Source organism: Streptomyces sp. R35 (assembly GCF_041053035.1).
Classification (GTDB): domain Bacteria; phylum Actinomycetota; class Actinomycetes; order Streptomycetales; family Streptomycetaceae; genus Streptomyces; species Streptomyces lutosisoli.
Genome location: NZ_CP163440.1, coordinates 10,884,708 through 10,904,013, shown reverse-complemented (window position 1 = coordinate 10,904,013; position 19,306 = coordinate 10,884,708). Strand labels below are relative to the sequence as shown.

Genomic DNA, 19,306 nt, shown 5'->3' with positions numbered 1-19,306 from the left:
GCGCTCAGCGCTGATAGGTCCCGACCAGGGTGCCGGAGGCCAGCTCCCTGCCCTTCAGGGCACGGTGCACGTCCTCGGCGCCCGGGTGGTCGTGCAGCGGCAGCGGCTCGGACAGGGCGTACAGGCGGAAGAAGTAGCGGTGCGGCCCGTGCCCCGGTGGAGGCATCGGCCCTCCCCAGCCCACGTGGCCGAAGCCGTTGGGCCACGGCAGGCCCCCTTGGGGCTTCTGCCCCTCCGCCGCCCCGCTGATCCCCGGATCGATGCCGGTCACCAGCCAGTGCAGGAAGGTCGTCCCCGGCGCGTCCGGGTCCTCGCACAGGAGCACCAGCTCCGTGGCCTCGTGGGGCACCCCCGACCAGGTCAGGGGCGGTGAAATGTTCTCACCCTCCCCGCTGTAACGACGGGGGATCACCGTTTTGTCGTCGAACGCGTTGCTGCTGAGTTCAATTCCGCTCATGCGCGCCGCCATACCCGCAACGGCGGCACCGGCACCGGTCCGCACCCCCAAAACCCCCGTTCGGCCTAGCCCACCCGGGCCGCCCCCGGAAGCAGGGGTGAAGATGGCAGTGTGCCGACAAGGATCCTGATCGAGGGCCGCCCTGGCGCGGGCAAGACGACCGCCCTCCGTCGGCTGGCCGCACTGCTCCCCACCCACGCGGCCACCGGCTTCACCACGGAGGAGATCCGGCAATCCGGCGCCCGCGTCGGTTTCGCCCTGGAGACCCTGGCAGGCCGGCGGGAGGTGCTCGCCCATGTCGACCTGCCCGGTCCGCCACGGGTAGGGAAATACGGCGTCGATCTGGGCGTCTTGGAACGACTGGCGCTGCCGTCGCTTCGGCCGGCAGCAACCGAGGAGGCAACAGGGCGGCTGGTGCTCATCGACGAGCTGGGGCGGATGGAACTGGCGTGCACGGCGTTCCGGCACGCGGTCGACGCGCTGTTCGTCGCAGAGGTCGACGTCGTCGCCACGGTCCACACACACCGCGATCCGTTCACCGACGCCCTCAAACGGCGCGCCGACATCGAGGTCGTCCAGCTCACTCCGGCAAACCGGGACGTCCTGCCGGGGAAGCTCGCGGACCGGCTGCAGCAACCCCGGACGCACGGAAGGCCTCCCTCTCCCGGATGAGAGACCGGCGTCCGACCTGCTGAAAGCGGAGTCGGGGCGACAGGATGTGAAGTCGCCCGGTCGGTGCGACCGGCAGCGCCCATAGCCAAGGGTCAATGCCTGCCCACCGAGTACGCGGCCGGCATCGCCTTCACCACCTGATTCCTCGTCAGCCCCTCCCCGGCCGCCCTGCTGTGCCGCCCGGCACCCCCGGAGGGCATAGGGGCCGTGAAACGGCTGCTCAGCCAAGGGCGTGGGGTCCTGGACGCCATCCTCCTGATTCGACGCGGACGCGCAGACCGCCCGGGCGTAGGCTTCGCTCAGCATGGACGCGACGGGGGCGGAGCACATGACGGCTGAGTCAACACAGAGGTGGGGGTCGACCCTCGATTCGGTCGTGGTGTACGCGCAGGGCGCGGTCTGCCGACGCCTGGCCCGGGGCAGCGTGTCGCCTGACGGCCGGGTGCGGGTGACGGGACTGCCCCGCTCGCTGGACCCGGGCTCGCTGCGGGCCCAGGTCCTGGGCGCCTCCGGGGTGCGAGTCACCGAGGCCCGGGTGGAAGTCGAGGCCGCGCCGCTCGACACCAGCACGCCCGACGAGTTGCGGCGCGAGGTCGAGCGGCTGAGCGACGAGTACGCGGCGGCGCAGGGACGCCGGGACCGACAGCTGAGCCTGATCGAGGAGGTCAGGGCTCTCCACCCGGTCCCACCCGCCCGCAGGCGCGAGGACCCGCACCGCCGCACCCCGGTCGACGCGTGGCTGGAGCTCGCCGACTTCGTCGACGAGCGGCTGGCGGGACTGCACAACCGCCTCGTCGAGCTGGAGGAGGCACTGCGCAACGCCGAGCACGAGCTCACCGTCGCCGCCGACAGGCTCGCCCGCGCCTCCACCGACGCGCCGTCAGCGCACGTGGAGACCACGGTCTGTGCGGTCCTGACCCTCGACGGCACCGGTGATGCGGAGGTGGAGCTGGAGCTGGAATACGGGGTGCCGGGCGCCGTCTGGGTGCCGGCCTACCGTCTCACTCACCGTCACGGCGACGGCAGCGGCCGTCTGGTGCTGCGCGCCTCGGTCGCCCAGCGGACCGGCGAGGACTGGACCGGCGTGCGCATCGCTCTGGCCACCGCCGATCTCCGGCGCCGCACCGACCTGCCGAGGCTCCGCTCGATCCGGATCGGACGCAGTCAGACCGCCCCCGCGCCTTCTGGCTGGCGCGAGCCCCCGGCCGGGCTCGTCGACCTGTTCTCCGGTTACGACGCGGCAGGCCCCGGCCCAGCCACGACCGCCGCACCCGCGGCTGTCGGTGCCGGCTCCACGCCCACGGGTGCCGCGGGCGGCTCCGCGTCCGGTCCCGTTCCACCGCCGCCTCCCCCGCCGCCGCAGAGCTACGGCGGTCCGCCGGCCGCAGTCCCGGTGCCCGGCGGCGCAGACGGCGCGCCCCCGGAAGTCTTCGGCGGCGGGATGCCCGCCCTCCCGCAGCCGGCCGGATCGCGACCGGGCGACAGGCCGCGTACCGGCCGCAGGCCCTCCCTCGCTGGTGCCCCCGCAGCCATGGCGCCCGCGGCTCCTGGCCAGGCTGCGCCGCCACCCCCTCCGGCACCGGTAGCCGGTCCGCCGCAGCCGAGCGGTGCCGAGCTCGACTATGCCGCCCTTGTTCTGTGCGGCCCCGACGAGCAGGGCGGTCGCAGAGGCCGGCTGTTTCCCGACTCCCCCTTCGACCCGGTGGCGGCCGAGTACCGTCGCCGCGCCGAAGCGGTGGCCGCTCTGCCGCTGCCCGGACAGGCCGTACGGCCCCGCGAGTCGGCGGGTTCCTTCGACCACCGCTTCGATGCCACCGCCCGCGCCGACATTCCGTCAGACGGCACCTGGCACACCGTCACCGTCGGCGAGATCCCGGTCGGCCTGCGTACCGAGTACCTCTGCGTGCCGTCCGTCGAGCAGACCGTGTACGCGACGTTGGTGCTCTCCAACGCCACCGACCAGGCACTGCTGGCCGGCCCGGTGGAGGTCACCGTCGACGACGACTTCCTGCTGACCGCCGCACTGCCCACGCTTGCCCCCGGCGGTGTCCGCCGGGTGGGCCTAGGGCCGGCCGAGGGCATCCGGGTCACCCGCCGTGCGAATCTGCACGAGTCGACCTCGGGCCTGCGCAACAACACCACCGTGCTCGACCACCGCGTCCACGTGGAGCTGGCCAACCGGCTCGCGAGGCCCGTCACCGTGGAAGTCCGCGAGCGGGTGCCGGTCACCTCCGAACCGGACGTCCGGATCGAGGAACGGGCCGACTGGACGGCACCCCAGGAAGGCACGGGGCCCGATCGACATGCGCCGGGCACCCGCGTCTGGCGACTGGCCCTGCCCGCAGGCGCCACTGCTGCCCTCGACGGCGGCTACGAGATCCGCATCCCGACCGGCAAGGCCCTGGTCGGCGGCAACCGCAGGAGCTGACACACGCCATGTCCACGGCCCCGAAGCCGATCGCTCTCCCCGTCACCGCCGTCACGTGCCTCGAGGATCGCGCCCACATCGAGCGCACCGTCATGCTCGACCTGGAGGCCGGGGTCCAGCGGCTGCGTCTCGGGCCGGTCAGTGCGCTGGCCGTCGACCGGACCCTCCATGCCGAGCTGACCGCCGATCACCCCGCGACCGTGCTCGACGTGCGGATCGTCCGCAGCTGGACGCCGCGCGGGCCGCTGCCGTCCACCGACGACGACTCCGCCCTGCGCCACCGCGTACACACCCTCGAAGAGGAGCAGCTGGCCCTGGGGCAGCGACGCGACCGGCTGCATGCCCGCCTTGACCTGCTCAGCCGCCTCGCCGCCGATCTGCTGCGGGAGATCGGCGGAGGCGCCGGCTCCGGAGAGACGGAACGGCCCCGCTGGGCCCGCGAACTGGACAGGGTGGACGACGAGCGCGACGCGCACGGCGAGCAACTCCGCACCGTGGAGGCCCGGCTGGCTGCCCTCGCTGTCGAACTCGGGGAAGCCCAGCGGGCCATGTATCTCTCCGAGGAGGAGCCCGCCGCGCTGGTCGGCCATATCGAGTTGACCGTGGAGGCTGCGGTAGCCGGGCCGGTCGGGCTGCGCCTGAGCCACCTCACCCCATGTGCACTGTGGCGGCCCGCCTACCGGGCCGTGCTCGACGGGGACTCCCTGACGCTGGAGACCGACGCGATGGTCTGGCAGCGCACCGGTGAGGACTGGTCGGACGTACGGCTGACATTGTCGACGGCCCGCTCGGCGCTGGCCACCGATCCGCCACAGCTGGGCGAGGACCGGCTGACGCTCAAGGACCGATCCGCAGCGGAGCGCCGCACGGTCGACGTCGAACTGCGCGAGGAGGAGATCGGGGCCCTCGGCCCGGCCCCGGTGCTCGGCCTGCCAGGGGTGGACGACGGCGGCGAGGCGCGGGTGTTGAGATCTCCCGCGCCGGTCTCGGTGCCTGGTGACGGCCGCGCCCACCGAGTGCCGCTCTCCGCGTTCACCACGGCCGCGCGCAGTGAGTACGCCTGCTCACCGGAGTTGTCCCCCCTGGTCACCCAGGTGGTGCGGTTCGACAACCTGTCCGGCCACGCGCTGCTCGCCGGGCCCGTGGACCTGGTCCGCGGCAGCGGCTTCAGCGGCTGCGGCACGCTGGACTTCACTGCCCCCGGCGCCCCCGTCGAGCTGGCCTTCGGCAGCTGCGACGACTACAGAGTGGTCCGGCATGCCAAGGAGTCCCGCGACTCCGCCGGTATCACCCAGCGGACCGTGGTCACCCGCACGGTCCGACTGCACCTGTCCCGGTTCTCCGCCCCCGGGGAGCACAGCGAGCGGGTGGTCGTCCTTCGGGAGCGGATCCCGGTCTCCGAAGTCTCGGCGGTGGAGATACGCCTGCACAAGGATTCGTGCTCCCCGGCGCCCGACGTGGTCGACGCCGAGGGCATCGCCCGCTGGGACATCACCCTCCCACCCGGCAGCCGCCGCACGGTCACCCTGGTCTACGAGCTGTCGGCGAGTACCAAAGTCACCGGGCTCTGAGCACGGCGGGCCGCTGCACGCCTGCTGATGCAGGCCTGATCTGGGCTCCCGCCCCCCGCCGGGGGCCATCTCGCACACCCGAAGGACATGAGGGCCGGTCACCACTGGCGGCGGTACGCGGCCTGTCGGCCGGTCGCGACCGGCCGCTGCGAGGGTGGGCCTCCCGCCTGCCGACAGCACGTACGCCGTCGCGGTAGTGGCACAGGCCGGCCGTCGTGAAGGGTTCGCCGAGCTCGGCGGCGTAGTGCATGGAGAGTGCCTGCCGCGCCTCGTCGAGGACGGGGGTGGGGCAGCGGTTCGCCGGCATGGTAGAAGGCGAGCAGGCGCGGGACGTCCACGACCCGCTCGCACATCTGCCGCCGCTCGGCCTTCCCGGGAACGTCCGTGGCCAGCTGTTCGAACAGGGCGTCGGCGCCGCTCAGCCAGCCCGGCAGGAGGTCGATCCAGGCGCCGTCGCCCAGCGCGGTTCTACGGAGCCCGTCCCGTGGGAGTAGAAACACGTCGTCGCCCTGATCGGACAGAGAGCCCTGGAGCTGGTGCGTCGCCATGACTACAGGCCAGCCGCATTCGGACGCGTGCGCCATTAGGAACGTATCCCGGACCTCTGCCGCCCCTGGGCACCGGCCGGCACCGGTGGGTACCGCGGTACGGCCCGGCCCCCTGGGGGTCCACCCCGGCAGGCGCCGGCCATCCCGCGCGCCAGGATCCGCGGATCGATGCGCGCTACATACCCCCGCTTCCCGCCAGCCCTTGTTCCCGTCCACCGGCACACGGCGCCCATATCGTCTAAATTAGGGCAAGTGGGGTTGCGGCTGTCTGTGGTCACGCCGGACTTGCGGGACCGCGTCCGAAACGGCTGCACGTGCACCGAGAGAGCGTGGCCCGGTCCGGCCGGGCCACGGGGACGGATAGCCATGACCGACGGCCAGCGGGGTCCCGAGGACCACGGTCCGGACCCCCTCGGAGACTTCCTCTCGCACTTTCTCGGGACCGGACAGGCTGGAGAGCCACCCGACCCGCGGCGCATCGACTTCAGTCGTCTGTTGAGCGGTCCCGCACGGCAACTCGTTTCCGTCGCAGCGTCCTATGCCGCCCAGCACGGGAGTACCGACCTCGACACGGAACACCTCTTGCGGGCCGCGCTCTCCACCGAGCCGACTCGTCGTATGGTCACGCGAGCGGGCGCCGATCCCGACGCGCTCGCCGCCGAAATCGACCGGCAGGTCGGGGAGGGGCCGCCACGCCAGTTCATCGCCGTCACCCCGGCGGTCAAGCGCGCTCTGCTCGACGCACATGAAATCGCGCGCTCCACCGGCGCCTCCTACATCGGCCCGGAACACGTGTTGGTGGCACTCGCCGCCAACCGCGACTCCGCAGCGGGGCAGATGCTCAACGCCGCGCACTTCTCGCCGCCCGCCGGCGCCCGGGACGGCCTCGCGCCCGCGCCCGGGAGCGCCGGCCAGCGTACCGGCCCCGGCGAGCGGAACACCCCCAACCTGGACAAGTTCGGGCGCGACCTCACCGACCTGGCTGGGGAGGGCCGTATCGACCCGGTCATCGGCCGCGACGAGGAGATCGAACAGACCATTGAGGTACTCGCCCGCCGAAGCAAGAACAATCCCGTCATGATCGGCGAAGCCGGAGTGGGCAAGACCGCCATCGTCGAGGGACTGGCCCAGCGCATCGCGGACGGCGACGTGCCGGACATCCTGCTGGGTCGGCGTGTCGTCCAGCTCGACCTCTCAGGAGTCGTCGCCGGTACCCGCTTCCGTGGGGATTTCGAGGAACGGCTCACCGGCCTCATCGACGAAATTCGCGCCCACTCGGACGAGCTGATCATCTTCATTGACGAACTTCATACCGTCGTCGGTGCGGGCGGCGGCTCCGAGGGCGGACCGATGGACGCGAGCAATATGCTCAAGCCCGCTCTGGCCCGCGGCGAACTCCATGTCGTGGGGGCCAGCACGCTCGAGGAGTACCGCCGCTACATCGAGAAGGACGCCGCGCTCGCCCGCCGGTTCCAGCCGGTTCTGATCCCCGAGCCCAGTCCGGCGGACGCCGTCGAGATCCTGCGGGGTCTCCAGGACCGCTACGAAGCCCATCACCAGGTCCGCTACACCGACGAGGCACTGCTCGCCGCCGTCGAGCTGTCCGACCGCTATCTCACCGACCGCTACCTGCCCGACAAAGCGATCGACCTCATGGACCAGGCCGGCGCACGGGTCCGGCTGCGCTCCTCCACCCGCGGCACAAACGTCCGCGCCCTGGAACGCGAAGTGGAGCAGCTCACCCGGGACAAGGACCAGGCCGTCGCCACCGAGCAGTACGAGCGGGCGACCGAGCTGCGCGACCGACTCGCCGACCTCGAGCAGCGGATCGCCGAGGGGAACCACGCACAGCAGCCCCGCAGCCATGTCGCCGAGGTCACCGTCGAAGACATAGCCGACATCGTGTCCCGTCAGACCGGAATTCCCGTCAGCAGCCTCACCCAGGAGGAGCGGGACCGGCTGCTGGGCCTGGAGGAACATCTGCACAAGCGCGTCATCGGCCAGGACGAAGCGGTGACCGCCGTCGCCGACGCCGTCATGCGGTCGCGGGCCGGTCTGGCCGACCCCAGCCGCCCGATCGGGAGCTTCCTCTTCCTCGGCCCCACCGGCGTCGGCAAGACCGAACTCGCCCGCGCGCTCTCGGAGGCGCTCTTCGGGAGCGAGGACCGGATGATCCGTCTCGACATGAGCGAGTACCAGGAACGGCACACCGTCAGCCGCCTGGTCGGCGCTCCCCCCGGCTACGTCGGCTTCGAGGAGGCCGGGCAGTTCACCGAAGCGGTGCGAAGGAACCCGTACTCGCTGCTGCTCCTGGACGAGATCGAGAAGGCGCACCCCGACGTCTTCAACATCCTGCTGCAGGTACTCGACGACGGACGGCTCACCGACTCCCAGGGCCGCACGATCGATTTCAAGAACACCGTCATCGTCATGACCAGCAACCTCGGTTCGCAGGCCATCACCGGTCGCGGCGGCGCGATGGGCTTCGGTGCCGGCGACGCGGACGCCGACGAGCAGGCCCGCCGCGAGCGGGTGCTGCGCCCCCTGCGCGAACACTTCCGGCCGGAGTTCCTCAATCGCATCGACGAGATCGTGATCTTCCGCCAACTCGCCGACCAGCAGCTACGGCAGATCACCAACATGCTGCTTGACGACTCCAGGCGCCGGCTCCGCGCCCAGGACGTCACCGTCGATGTCACCCTGGCTGCTGTCGAATGGCTCGCCCAACGCGGCTACCAGCCCGAATACGGCGCCCGCCCGTTGCGCCGTACGATCCAGCGCGAGGTCGACAACCGGCTCTCCCGCATGCTGCTCGACGGCAACCTGCAGCCACACAGCCGCCTCCGGATCGACGTCGCCGACGGTGAGCTGACCATCCACAAGGAGGAAGAAGCACGGGGCCCCGCGAGCTGACCGCGAGCGGCGCGTCCCGGAGAGCTCCCCCTGACCCACACATCGGGCCATGTTCCGCGCCAGCTCTTCCTGATCGATGCTGACGTGATCGTGGTGGGGGCGGGGATCGCCTGCTGGGCCCGCACCTGGGGCCAGGAGGTGGTGCTCAACGCCAACACCATCGAGACGACCGCGGAACAGTACAACTCGCTGATCGTCGAGAAGACCCTGGTCGACCGCTCCCAGGCCGACCCCCGCTTCCTCCAGTTCTTCCCTTCCAGCGAGCTGACCGCCTCCTGGGCCAACCCGGGGACGTCGCCCACGTTCACCCACAAGGCGATCGCACACTCGTGATCACCATGATCACGGTGTGAGCTACCCCTACGCGGTGCGGTCACCCAGGATGTTCAGGACCCGGTCGTTCGTCGCCGGGGTCAGCGCGGACGAGGATGCCGGTGTTCGTGAACACGTACAGGAGGCTGTCGTGAAGGGAGTTGAGGGTGTTGAGGTAGCTGTCGGTGCGCGGCAGATGAAGTTCGCCTGACTGTCGGGCAGTGCGTACCGGCCTGGGGTTCCGAGGGCGGCGAGCAGCCGCCCTCGCTCCGCGAAGACCCCGTTCACGTGCTCCAGCTGTTCCCTCAGCCCGTCCCGAAGCCAATGCCAGGAAGCTGGGATGGGTGACGAGGTTGTACAGATCGCCGCGGCTTGCGCCACGGTGTCGGCACCGTTGATATCGCCGCGTCCAGGCCGGGGCTAAGGCCCGGCAATGCGTGTGGTGAGGTCTTCGTCCGTGATGGGGCGGAGCACACGGCAAGGGGTTCCGACCGCGACGGTCATGGGGGGAATACTGCGGCTGACGACGCTGCCGGCGCCGATGACCGATCCATATCCGATACGGACGCCTGGGAGGACGACCACGTTGCTGCCGATCCACACCTTGTCCTCGATCACGATCGGTTCCGAGAACCGCCCGTAGTCCACGCGTCGCGAGGGGTGCACCGGGTGTCCCGTCGTGGTCAGTGTCACGCTGGGTGCGATCATGACACCGTTGCCTATGCGGATGTCCACGTCATCGACGAACGTGAGATTCACGTTTCCGAAGAAGTCGTCACCGATATAGACGTTGCTTCCGAACCCGGCGTGAAACGGCGGCAACAGCACCGTGCGTTCTCCGACTGATCCGAAGATCGCAACGAGCAGCGATCGACGCTTTTCCGTTTCGCTCGGTGGTGTGTGGTTGTACTCGAAGATCTGCTCGGTGCGGCGTTGAGGAGCCTGGAAGGCTGCTTCCGACTCGGTATAGACAAGCCCCTTACCGATCCGGGCCAGGACTTCCTCCTCATGACCTTGCGGCACAGCAGACCCCTCCGTCATCAAACCCCTCAAGCACAGGCCCGACGCGCCCCCATCCACCGGGCACAGCCAGAGCCTACGTGCACCGCAAAGACACCATGAGCCCTTTTCCGACCTCTGGTTGTCGTCTACATGTGCATCGTCTCCGGCACCGCTCCCCCACCACACCCATGCCGGGGGCACTTGGGCGGTGGTGCCGGCACGCAGGTCAGGCGCATGCCGTCGGCGCCGGTGAACCGCAGTTGGGCGCCGAGTGCGGACGAGCACCCGCATGCCCATCGGGCCAGCCAGCCACTCGACGTGTGCGGCCCGGTTCGAGGGCGGAGGTCGTCCCGAAGCATGATGTGAACGTTCGCGCTGTTCCCCAGGGGCAAGTTCACGCAATTCCGCAGGTTCTGGCCTCGCGAGGGCATTACGTTGGCCAACGTGAACTTGCTGGGGTGGAGCTATCGGTATGTGGGACCGCCTGGTCTGCGGGCCCTTGTTCGGCCGGAGGCTGAGGGCCGAAGCATCCACTCGGCGGCGGACTTCGACGACTGGGCATCGAATCTGGCAGCGGTGGAGCTGGCCGAGCCTTTCACGTTCGTCATCGACTCGGCGGGCGTGTTGCGGCTGGCGCCGCGCCGGAGCGAGCACGTGGTGTGTGCTGGCGGTGGTCCCGTTCTGGGTGCCGGGGAGATGAACTTTCGCAAGGAGTCCGGGCAGTGGGTCGTCGGTGAGGTGAGTAACCAGTCGACCGGATACTGCCCGGACATCAGCTCGTGGCCGGCCGTCGCGAAAGCTCTGGACGCAGCCGGGATCGATCACCCTTCCGGCTTCACCCACGAGGTGGTGTTCCGGCGCTGTCTCACCTGCAGTCAGCTGAACATCGTTCGGGAGGAGGACTTCGTCTGCGTCTTCTGTGACGAGGAACTGCCGCGGGAATGGAACGTGGAAGGGCCCGGACGTTAGCGGACCGGTGGCTCTACGGGGCCCGGCCCCTGGCCCGACCAGTAATGAGGACAACACATGGGTCTGGAACAGGACTTGTGGAGCGCCCGGCGCTCGGAAACAGACACGCCGCGTGCGGGAAGCGGTCCAGGGAAACGGACTCGTCGACGAGACCAGAACCGCACCCCGGATCGACTTCACCGTCCACCCCGCTCAGAAGGGCCGATCGGCGGCGATCCCGTCGATCGGCAGGAGTGCGCCGTCCAGCAGGACGTACGCCTTCGTCGAAGCCGCCCGCGTCACCTCGGCCAGGGTGGGAGCAAGCGAGGCCAGGAGATCGATGGTTTCGGTGGTGTAGCGGTAGGCGGTGGTGGTGCCGATGCCGAACCCGGCCGCGAGCTGGGCGTAGGGGTGGCCGTTGCGGAGGTATGCGAGAGCGAGCAGGGCGGGCGTGAACCCGTCTACCAGGGGCTTCACCACGTTGTCAGGCCAACGACCAAGCCTGCACCGCAGGTTGGAAAAGGTCAGTGTGGCGGTTGCTCGCATCTTCCGAACCCGTTGTCTCCCGGTGGAGTGCGCCGGACTGCGGCCGGAGTGCCGAGCGGCAGCAGATGTCGGCGCGCTGCCGATGGCCGGTGGTCTCTGGTAGGTCGTAGCCGCCGTGGTGGCCGCCGATGGGAACCGGACCGCCGCAGTTGTCGTTTTTGAGGCAAAGGCTCTTTCTGTGCAAGCGCCGGTGCTGCGTTCAGATCTGAGACCGGCCGGCGTGGAAACAGGGGAAGACAAGGTGAGTCGGGCCTTGGCGGCGTCCCCACAGCGGATTGCTGCCGGGAGACAGGCGGTGGGAACCGATGTGCAAGACAAGTACTGCCGCCGGTCCCGGCGGTGCCGCGGCTGCGGACTCCCAAGGGCGACAGCCGCCGGAAGTCGTGAAGGGGCCTGGCTGGGTGAGTGCACCGGGCAGTACCGGTGTCCCAAATGCGCCGATCAGTGTGCGCGGGCACAGCCGGTGCTGCCTTCACACGGCAGCACCGGCTGTGAGTTTGGATGCGCAAGCGGACCTTCAGCCGAAGATCTGGTTCAGCAGCCAGGCGGTCAGACTGCGGACGGCGCCGCTTACGACCGCTCCCAGCGCGGCTGTCGCCAGGGCCATCTGTTCACTGCGGGTCGGACGGATGCGGGACATGACGATCTCTCCCCTCCACAGGGCCAATGGTGCGGTGGCGTCGGCCGACACGAACGATCCTCAAAGCAATGGCAGGTGGGTCGCCCCGAACCAGGACGAGACAGGAATCCGCCCCTGTCCGCCCTGGTCAGCGCTGCCGCGACATGGGCTGGCCCGGGACAATCACGGACGGCGCACGAAGCTGGGGCGACGTAAATGACTGCAGCGCAGAAAGCGCGGGAGGCATTCGCCGACCAGCTGAAGGAGGTGCTCCGGGATGCCGGAAACCCCTCCTACACGGCCCTGGAACGGCACAGCGACAGCAAACTGAGTACCAGTCGGATCGGCGCCGTGCTGAACGCCGAGTTCATAAAGCCGGTCACATGGGAGTTCGTCGACACCTTCCTGACCGCCTGCCAGCTGTTCGCCAAGAGCAACGGCGTTGCCCCAGCCAGGGCGCTGTATGACCGGGAGCTCTGGAAAAGGCGTCATACGATCCTGACCGGCGTGCTGGAACTCCTCGAAAACGAACAAGGGTCGGCGGAGTCTGCGGCTTTCACCGTCGAGCCGTTCCCTCGCCGCAGCGGTCAGGCGTTACCCGTGTGGCGGGACCAGCCCAGCCAACTGCTGGCGGCCCAGCACCAGGTAGTGCCCTTTACGGGACGTGAAGGCGATCTGGCCCGGCTGGAAGAGTGGCGGGACGGCGACGGGCCGGTGGCCGCCGTGACCCTGCTGCATGGCCCGGGCGGTCGGGGTAAGACCCGCCTGGCCGCCCGCCTGGCCGACAGCGCGGGAAGCCGCTGGAAGGTCTGGCAGGCCGTACGCAGGAGCACGAGCCCGATGGGTGCCACCGCGCCGGTGCTTCCCGCGCTCGGCAACCGAAATCTACTGGTGATCGACTACGCGGAACGCTGGCCCCGGCAGGATCTGCAAACGCTGCTGCAGAGGCTGGCAGCCCGCCCTGGTGACAGGCTGCGTGTCCTGCTGGTTGCCCGCTCCGCGGGCACCTGGTGGACCAGTTGGCAGCACGACCTGCGCAAGTTGAACTGGCTGACCGGCACGGTCGAGTTGCCTCCCCTGTCCGGCCGGCGCACGGATGCGCGGGAGGAAGCTTTTACCGCCGCCCGGGACTGCTTCGCCGCCGCGCTGGGACTGTCTGGCCCCGAGACTGTTGGGCGCCCGCCCAACCTTGCGGATGACGCCTTCGGCCTCACCCTGACCATCCATATGGCCGCCCTGGTCGCCGTCGACGCCCGCCTGCATGGCACCACAGCTCCCAGCGACCCGGTGAGCCTGTCGCAGTACCTGCTGGAGCGCGAGTACGACTACTGGGCCAAACTCCACGAGGAAAGCCCCGACGTCGCCATCAGGCCGGAGATCATGGCCCAGGCCGTCTACACCGCGACCCTGACCCGCGCCCTGAACTACGACACCGCCTTGGAAGCCCTCACCTACGCCAGAGTCGACACTCCAGCCAACCTCACCACCGGACGTGTCCTGAGCGATCACGCCGTGTGCTATCCACCGCCCACCCCGAACACCTACCTGGAACCGCTGTACCCCGACCGGCTCGGCGAAGACTTCCTCGCCTTGGCCACCCCTGGTTACCCGCCCCGCCCGCACCTGTCCACCGGGTGGGCCGAAGGGACCCCTGCTCACCTCCTCGGCGCCGCCACACCCGACCCCGCCCCGCCTCGGCCCTGGACCCGCGACACCCTCACCATCCTGATCAATACCGCAGAACGCTGGCCCCACATCGCCAAGACCCAGCTCTACCCCCTGCTCAAAAAGCACCCCGAACTCGCCTTGTACGCGGGCAGCACCGCCCTTGCCACTCTGGCAGGCTTCGATACGGTCGACCTCACCGTCCTGGAAGCCGTAGAAGCCCGCTTCCCCGACGAACGGCACACTGACCTCGACGTCGGCATCGCCGCCATCACTCACCGTCTGGCCCGTCACCGCCTGGCCACCATCCACGACCCCGTCATTCGCGCCCTCATCCAAAACCAGCTCGAGGTACGCCAGGCCGACGCCGGACTTCACCGCGAAGCCCTCGCCACAAACCAGGAAGCCCTTCAAGCCTGGCGCGACCTCGCGCGCACCAACCCCGCACACCAATTCCGCGTCGCCGGCACGCTGCACAACCTCGGAATCCGGCTGTTGGCGTTGGGGCGGCGGGAGGACGCCGTGACCGCCACTGAGGAGGCGGTCAGGATCCGACGTCAGCTGGCGAAGGACAACCCGGCCGCCCACGCCCGCGACCTCGGCGACTCGTTGAACGCGCTCGGCGAGGTTCTGGCGGCGGTGGGGCGGCGGCAAAGCGCCCTGGCTGCGACCGAGGAGGCGATCGCCGTCTACCGATCGCTGGCGGAGAACAACGCCGCTCACCAATTCCGCATCGCCGGCACGCTGCACAACCTCGGAATCCGGCTATCGGCGGTGGGGCGGCGGGAGGACGCCGTGACCGCCGCCGAGGAGGCGCTCAGGATCCGACGCCGGCTGGCGACGGACAACCCAGCCGCTCACGCCCCCGACCTCGCCGCCTCGCTGGCTTCGTAGGTGACGGTTGACGCCACCTGTAGGTCAGTTCTGACTCCACCCGGTGCCTGGGGGACCCGATTTTGTAGATGAGAAATGACTCCACCTGGCGGGCCCGCTGCGACGGATTGAGCCCGTGCCGGGGCAGAGCCTGTTTCTGAACTCTGGGACTCGCGAGCGCATCCCGTCCGCAGGTGATGCGTTGGACAAGCCATGGGATGAAATCAGCGGGGTCGGCTGAGGTGCGGGCGCGTGTGCGGCTGTCGGCGAGGTTGACCACAGCGGGCGGCGGTCCGGAACGGCGTGGTGGGGCTGAGCCGGTCGCGGCGCGAACAATGCACCGAAGGCGACGGTCCGGCCGCTGGGCAGTGCAGCCGGATCCCCCCTCGGGTGTCCGGGCTGTGCAGCACAATGAGTCGCATGACAAGACTTCGCATCGCGCTCGCCAACCTCGAAATTCCCCAGAATCCAGAAGACTCCGTGGTGCGAGCCGAGCGCGCGGTCAGAGCCGCTGCTGCTGCCGACGCGCGTATCGTGTGCTTCCCGGAAGCGTACGTGCCGGGCTACCCATGGCCGCCGCAATCGCGTAAGGCCGTGAGCGCCGACTTCTTAGAAGCTGCGCACGAGCGCATCGCCCAGGCCGCGCGGGAGAGCCACATCTATGTGGTGCTCGGTACAGAGCGGTATGTTTCCGACAAGCCACGTCTGACCGCGCTCGTACTTCGACCCGACGGCGATCGAGCGGGTTATCAGGACAAGGTGCAGCTCGACCCTGCAGAAGATTCCACATACGAGGCGGGCAGCGATCGCCGAATATTCGAAGTCGACGGCTTCCGCTTCGGCATCGTGATTTGCCACGAGGGCTTTCGCTATCCGGAGACGGTACGCTGGGCCGTTTGCAACGGCGCCCAGTTGGTGTTCCACCCGCACTATAGCGAAGCAGAGCCCGGCGCGTTTCAGCCAACTGAGTTCGCCGACCCGAGAAACTCCTTCCACGAGAAGGCATTTCTATGTCGCGCCGCCGAGAACAATTGCTACGTCGCCGCCGTCAACTGCGCGAGCCCGGGATCGCCCACGACATCCGCCGTAGTGCGGCCGGACGGCATGCTGCTTAGCCATCAGCCTTACGGAAAGCCCGGGTTGTTGGTCTGCGACATCGATCCCGCCGAAGCCACGCCACTGCTCGCGCAACGCCTGAAAACTTGCTCTTGAGTTGTCGAGCAGTGTTCGAGTCGTTCGGCCTTGCTGTTTGACTGGGGTCAGTGCCGCACAGCACAGATACGGACACCTCGATGACGGGGGCCTCCGAGGCAGCTGACCCAGCCTGACGGGGAACGACCTACAAAGCGCCGAGACGTCCCTGATCAGAGGCACTCGTGAACACCCGGGCGGGCGCGTCAACGCCTCGGCCGGGCAAAGGGCGCCGACGTGCCCGGCCCCGTAGGACGGCGCCGTCTTCGTCAGCCCGCGTCGACAGCGCCGGCCCGGGCGGCCTGCTGTTCGGCGCGGGCGCGGGTGGCGGCCAGGCGGTAGGAGTCGGTGCCGGTTTCGATGATGTTGCCGCCGAACGTCAATCGGTCCACTATGGCCGCGCAGAGCCTTGGATCCGTGAAGGTTTTAGTCCAGCCTCCGAAGGATTCATTGGAGGCGATCGCCACAGAATTCTTTTCCTCACGCTCCGTCAATACCTGGAACAGCAGCTCCGCCCCGCGACGGTCAAGCTCCATATAGCCGAGTTCATCAATGCACAAAAGATCGACGCGGCCGTAGCGGGCGATGGTCTTGGCCAGCAGCTTCTCGTCCGCGGCCTCCACGAGCTCGTTGACGAGCTTGGTGGCCAGCACGTACTTCACCCGGTACTCGTGCATCGCCGCCTCGGTGCCCAGCGCGATGAGCAGGTGCGACTTGCCGGTTCCGCTGTCGCCGATCAAACACAGCGGCAAGCCCTTCTTGACCCAGTCGCACTTGGCGAGGGTGTGGATGGCCGCCGGATCGATAACCGGGTTGGCGTCGAAGTCGAACTGCCGGATCGACTTCTCGCGCGGAAAACCGGCCGCCTTGATCCGGCGCTCCGAGCGGCGACGGGCCCGGTCATCGCATTCCGACAGCAGCAGTTCGGCCAGGAACCCGCGATAGGTCATCTGGTCGCGGGCGGCGGCTTCGGCCAGCTCGGGGTACTGGGTGCGGATGGTGGGCAGCCGGAGCATCCGGCACGCCTGGTCCACGGCGGTGTCGGCGGCCTGTTCGGTCAGTCCGCGGTTGCGCTTGGCGGTCACGGTGCCTCTTCCTGGTATGCCTGGCCGTCGGCGGGACGCCGACGGAATCGCAGCAGCTGGTCGTAGGCGGCCACCGACGGCAGCGGCCTGGGGTCGGGCGGCAGCGCGGCCAGGCGCCGCTCGGTCAGCGAGGTCACCGTCGCCCCGCCGTCCACCCGGCGCGGCGGAATCTCCTGGTCGTCGGCCGACTGTTCGGCGCCTTGGTCGGCCTCGCCCCACTTGCGGGCCTCCAGGGCGACCGCGTCGGCGGTCAGCGCGCCGGCCCGCAGCGCGGTCGCGATCCCGGCCACCACATGCTCGTGGACCATGTGCCGGTGCAGCAGCAGGACGGAGATGAGCGCCCGGGTGCCCTCCGCGTCGCCGTGGGCGGTGCAGGCCGCCTGCCACCAGGCGTCGTGGACCGGGGTGAACTTGCCCGCCGACCGCGCCTGGTCCAGCGCGGTCGCCCCCGGCAGCGCGCCAGGCTTGCGGACCAGCGCCTCGAGGTAGTGGTCCAGCTCCAGCCGGGCACCGCCCTTGGCGATCAGCCGCTCGTGGCGGGCGACTTCCCTGTGCGCGTCGTAGACCACCAGCTCGGAGGCGTGCAGCATGACCCGCACCATCCGGCCGATCAGCCGCACCGGCACCGAGTAGTGGTTGGTGCGCACGCTGACCTGGCTGTAACGGTTCACCCGCAGCGAGGACACCAGCCCGGTCTCGAACGTCTCCTCCGGCAGCGCCACCAGCAGCGGGCACTCGACGGCGAACATCTCACCGATGGTCAGCGCCCGCTGCATGATCCGGCGGGCGTCGTCCTCCTCGTCCCAACGCTCCACCATCGCGTTCAGCTCCGCCAGCGAGGCGACCTTCGGCACCGGGACCAGGTGGTTCCTGCGGAACCAGCCGATCTGCCCCTCGACACCACCCTTCTCATGAGCGCCCTCGATGCCGGGATTGCAGTAGAAGCTATTGATCGAGAAATGGGACCGGAACGCCGTCCAGCGGTCACTTTCCACCCGGCCCCGGGTGCGGCCCAAAACCTGGCTGACCGCGGCCCGCAGATTGTCGTAGCGGACCTTGCCGCGCGGCACGCCGCCCAGCACTTCCAGCGCGTGGACGTGGCCTTCCAGAAACGCTTCTTGCCCGCACGAAGCGAAGATTTTGTGCACGGCTTTCCCGCTGAACGACAGCCGCAGCGAGAACAGGAACACCTTGGTAGGCACGCCGTTCAGGTGGATCCACACGTCCCCGAAGTCGACCTCCGCCTCGTCGCCGGGGCGGTGGGTCTGCGGCACGAACGCCTGCGGTGGGCCGCGGCCCTCCTCGACGCGGATCTCCGGGCGCCGCTGGAAGATGTAAGCGCGGACCATTGAATACGTCACGCCCTGCGCGTCGTGCTCGTCGATCAGCCGGTCGAAGATCCGCTTGACGGTGTGCCGCTGCTTGCGCGGCGCGTCCAGATCCACCCGCAGGATCTCATCGATCGTCGCCTTGAACGGATCCAGGCGCGAGATCCGGGGCGGAAGCTGCTTGCGCGGCACCGGCCACACCGACTCAAGCGCCATCGCAACGGTCCTGCGGCCCACCCCGTACTTGGCCGACAAAGCCCTGCTGGACAGCCCTTCGACCCGAGCGTCATGGCGGATCGCCGCGTACAACTCGACCTTCGAAAGGGGCACTTGAGCCACCCAGGGCTAGCTGATGCACTCCGATACTCCCACCGCAAGGCCCCCAGTGGAGTCAAAACTCGCCGACACCAACTGTCCGCCGACAGCACTGGAGTCGGAACCCACCAACATCTGGCCTCAACTCTCACCTACAAAGCCACCGCCTCGCTGAACAACCTCAGCAAGTTCCTGGCGGATGTCGGGGAGTGGCAGAAGGCCCTGACATCCGCCGAGGACGCAGTCGCCGCCTTCCGTCCGCTGGCGGAGGACAACCCAGCCGCGCACGAACCTGACCTGGCCAGCTCGCTGAACACCTGGGCCATGGTGCGCTGTGAAGCACAGCAGGATCTATCCGCGGCGCTACGAGCGACAGGTGAAGCCATTGAAATCTACCGCAGGCTCGTGGTGGATCTCCCGGAGCAGTTTATTTTCCCACTTCGCCTTGTGCTGGGAGTGCAGATGATTCTGCTCCTGGGACTCGGGCGTGCGCGAGAGGCTGAGGACATCCGGATCTGGCTCGCTGAGACCGATGCCATTGATACGTACGCCCGCGGCATGCGGGAGCCAGAACGCCGCGGACTGAGGCGCTGGATGCGACGGCGGAGCCGAAAGGACTGATCGTGCCGGCCCCGGTCTGCCGCCAGCACCCGCCCCGAGGACGGTCGATGCGCTACTGCCCCGGTGACCAACCCGCGCAGAGGGTGAAGCTTTTCTCCGGTCTGTTGGTGTTCGCGACCGATTTCGACGAGCCCGATCTGGCTACCACAAGGCACAGAGCTCGTAACAGGATCTTGCTGAGTGGCCCTGGTCGGGCGTGATCGGTCTGATTT

15 protein-coding genes and 2 pseudogenes are annotated in these 19,306 nt (G+C 69.0%); 10 read left to right on the top strand and 7 right to left on the bottom strand.

Translation table 11 applies throughout. From position 1 onward, the window contains the following. Positions 1 to 4: 4 nt before the first annotated feature. Positions 5 to 457 carry a YbhB/YbcL family Raf kinase inhibitor-like protein gene (locus tag AB5J50_RS49130; protein WP_369265002.1) on the bottom strand — a complete coding sequence of 151 codons (453 nt, stop codon included), beginning with the start codon at positions 455 to 457 and terminating at the stop codon, positions 5 to 7. A gap of 111 nt (positions 458 to 568) precedes the next feature. On the opposite strand from AB5J50_RS49130, the gene AB5J50_RS49125 reads away from it, so the two are divergent. The 3 genes from AB5J50_RS49125 (at position 569) to AB5J50_RS49115 (ending at position 5,128) form a co-directional block, all read left to right on the top strand. Further along, the gene (locus tag AB5J50_RS49125) at positions 569 to 1,129 is read left to right on the top strand and encodes a nucleoside-triphosphatase (RefSeq protein ID WP_369265001.1); all 561 of its coding nucleotides are present in this window, start codon (positions 569 to 571) and stop codon (positions 1,127 to 1,129) included. Positions 1,130 to 1,457: 328 nt separating this feature from the next. Next, positions 1,458 to 3,557, top strand: coding sequence for a DUF4139 domain-containing protein (locus AB5J50_RS49120; RefSeq protein ID WP_369265000.1), 2,100 nt, complete (start codon positions 1,458 to 1,460; stop codon positions 3,555 to 3,557). Positions 3,558 to 3,565: 8 nt separating this feature from the next. Next, the gene (locus tag AB5J50_RS49115; protein WP_369264999.1) at positions 3,566 to 5,128 is read left to right on the top strand and encodes a DUF4139 domain-containing protein; all 1,563 of its coding nucleotides are present in this window, start codon (positions 3,566 to 3,568) and stop codon (positions 5,126 to 5,128) included. Between the two features lie 172 nt (positions 5,129 to 5,300). Here the strand turns inward: AB5J50_RS49115 and AB5J50_RS49110 are convergent. Continuing rightward, positions 5,301 to 5,676: pseudogene (locus AB5J50_RS49110) on the bottom strand (alpha-ketoglutarate-dependent dioxygenase AlkB); the annotation flags it as partial. A gap of 366 nt (positions 5,677 to 6,042) precedes the next feature. Here AB5J50_RS49110 and AB5J50_RS49105 point away from each other — a divergent pair. From AB5J50_RS49105 to AB5J50_RS49095, 3 genes are all read left to right on the top strand, one after another. Further along, positions 6,043 to 8,589, top strand: coding sequence for an ATP-dependent Clp protease ATP-binding subunit (locus AB5J50_RS49105; protein ID WP_369264998.1), 2,547 nt, complete (start codon positions 6,043 to 6,045; stop codon positions 8,587 to 8,589). An 84-nt stretch (positions 8,590 to 8,673) separates the two neighbouring features. Then, positions 8,674 to 8,922 carry a hypothetical protein gene (locus AB5J50_RS49100; protein WP_369264997.1) on the top strand — a complete coding sequence of 83 codons (249 nt, stop codon included), beginning with the start codon at positions 8,674 to 8,676 and terminating at the stop codon, positions 8,920 to 8,922. A gap of 16 nt (positions 8,923 to 8,938) precedes the next feature. Beyond that, positions 8,939 to 9,112, top strand: a complete 174-nt coding sequence (locus AB5J50_RS49095; protein ID WP_369264996.1) for a hypothetical protein — start codon at positions 8,939 to 8,941, stop codon at positions 9,110 to 9,112. Between the two features lie 209 nt (positions 9,113 to 9,321). Here the strand turns inward: AB5J50_RS49095 and AB5J50_RS49090 are convergent, their stop codons facing one another. Beyond that, positions 9,322 to 9,942, bottom strand: a complete 621-nt coding sequence (locus AB5J50_RS49090) for a sugar O-acetyltransferase (RefSeq protein ID WP_369264995.1) — start codon at positions 9,940 to 9,942, stop codon at positions 9,322 to 9,324. A 396-nt stretch (positions 9,943 to 10,338) separates the two neighbouring features. On the opposite strand from AB5J50_RS49090, the gene AB5J50_RS49085 reads away from it, so the two are divergent. Continuing rightward, entirely contained in the window at positions 10,339 to 10,872 is a 534-nt protein-coding gene (locus tag AB5J50_RS49085) for a hypothetical protein (RefSeq protein ID WP_369264994.1), read from the top strand. Positions 10,873 to 11,067: 195 nt separating this feature from the next. Here the strand turns inward: AB5J50_RS49085 and AB5J50_RS49080 are convergent. Together AB5J50_RS49080 and AB5J50_RS49075 are read right to left on the bottom strand one after the other, a co-directional pair. Next, positions 11,068 to 11,298: pseudogene (locus AB5J50_RS49080) on the bottom strand (transposase family protein); the annotation flags it as partial. Positions 11,299 to 11,914: 616 nt separating this feature from the next. After that, complete coding sequence (locus tag AB5J50_RS49075; RefSeq protein ID WP_369264993.1) at positions 11,915 to 12,037, bottom strand: hypothetical protein; 123 nt, start codon at positions 12,035 to 12,037, stop codon at positions 11,915 to 11,917. A 195-nt stretch (positions 12,038 to 12,232) separates the two neighbouring features. Here AB5J50_RS49075 and AB5J50_RS49070 point away from each other — a divergent pair, with 195 nt between their 5' ends. Beyond that, positions 12,233 to 14,575, top strand: a complete 2,343-nt coding sequence (locus tag AB5J50_RS49070; protein ID WP_369264992.1) for a tetratricopeptide repeat protein — start codon at positions 12,233 to 12,235, stop codon at positions 14,573 to 14,575. A gap of 399 nt (positions 14,576 to 14,974) precedes the next feature. Beyond that, positions 14,975 to 15,766 (top strand): carbon-nitrogen hydrolase family protein, encoded by a 792-nt coding sequence (locus AB5J50_RS49065; protein ID WP_369264991.1) that lies wholly within the window; start codon positions 14,975 to 14,977, stop codon positions 15,764 to 15,766. Positions 15,767 to 16,014: 248 nt separating this feature from the next. On the opposite strand, the gene istB is transcribed toward AB5J50_RS49065, so the two are convergent. Continuing rightward, positions 16,015 to 16,830, bottom strand: coding sequence for an IS21-like element helper ATPase IstB (istB, locus tag AB5J50_RS49060; RefSeq protein ID WP_369264990.1), 816 nt, complete (start codon positions 16,828 to 16,830; stop codon positions 16,015 to 16,017). Then, entirely contained in the window at positions 16,827 to 18,488 is a 1,662-nt protein-coding gene (gene istA / locus AB5J50_RS49055; protein WP_369264989.1) for an IS21 family transposase, read from the bottom strand. Before istA ends, istB begins: the two co-directional genes overlap by 4 nt. Here istA and AB5J50_RS49050 point away from each other — a divergent pair, their 5' ends adjacent. Beyond that, positions 18,489 to 19,094: a hypothetical protein gene (locus AB5J50_RS49050; protein ID WP_369264988.1), complete on the top strand. Its 606-nt coding sequence runs from the start codon at positions 18,489 to 18,491 to the stop codon at positions 19,092 to 19,094. The last annotated feature ends 212 nt before the right edge of the window (positions 19,095 to 19,306 follow it).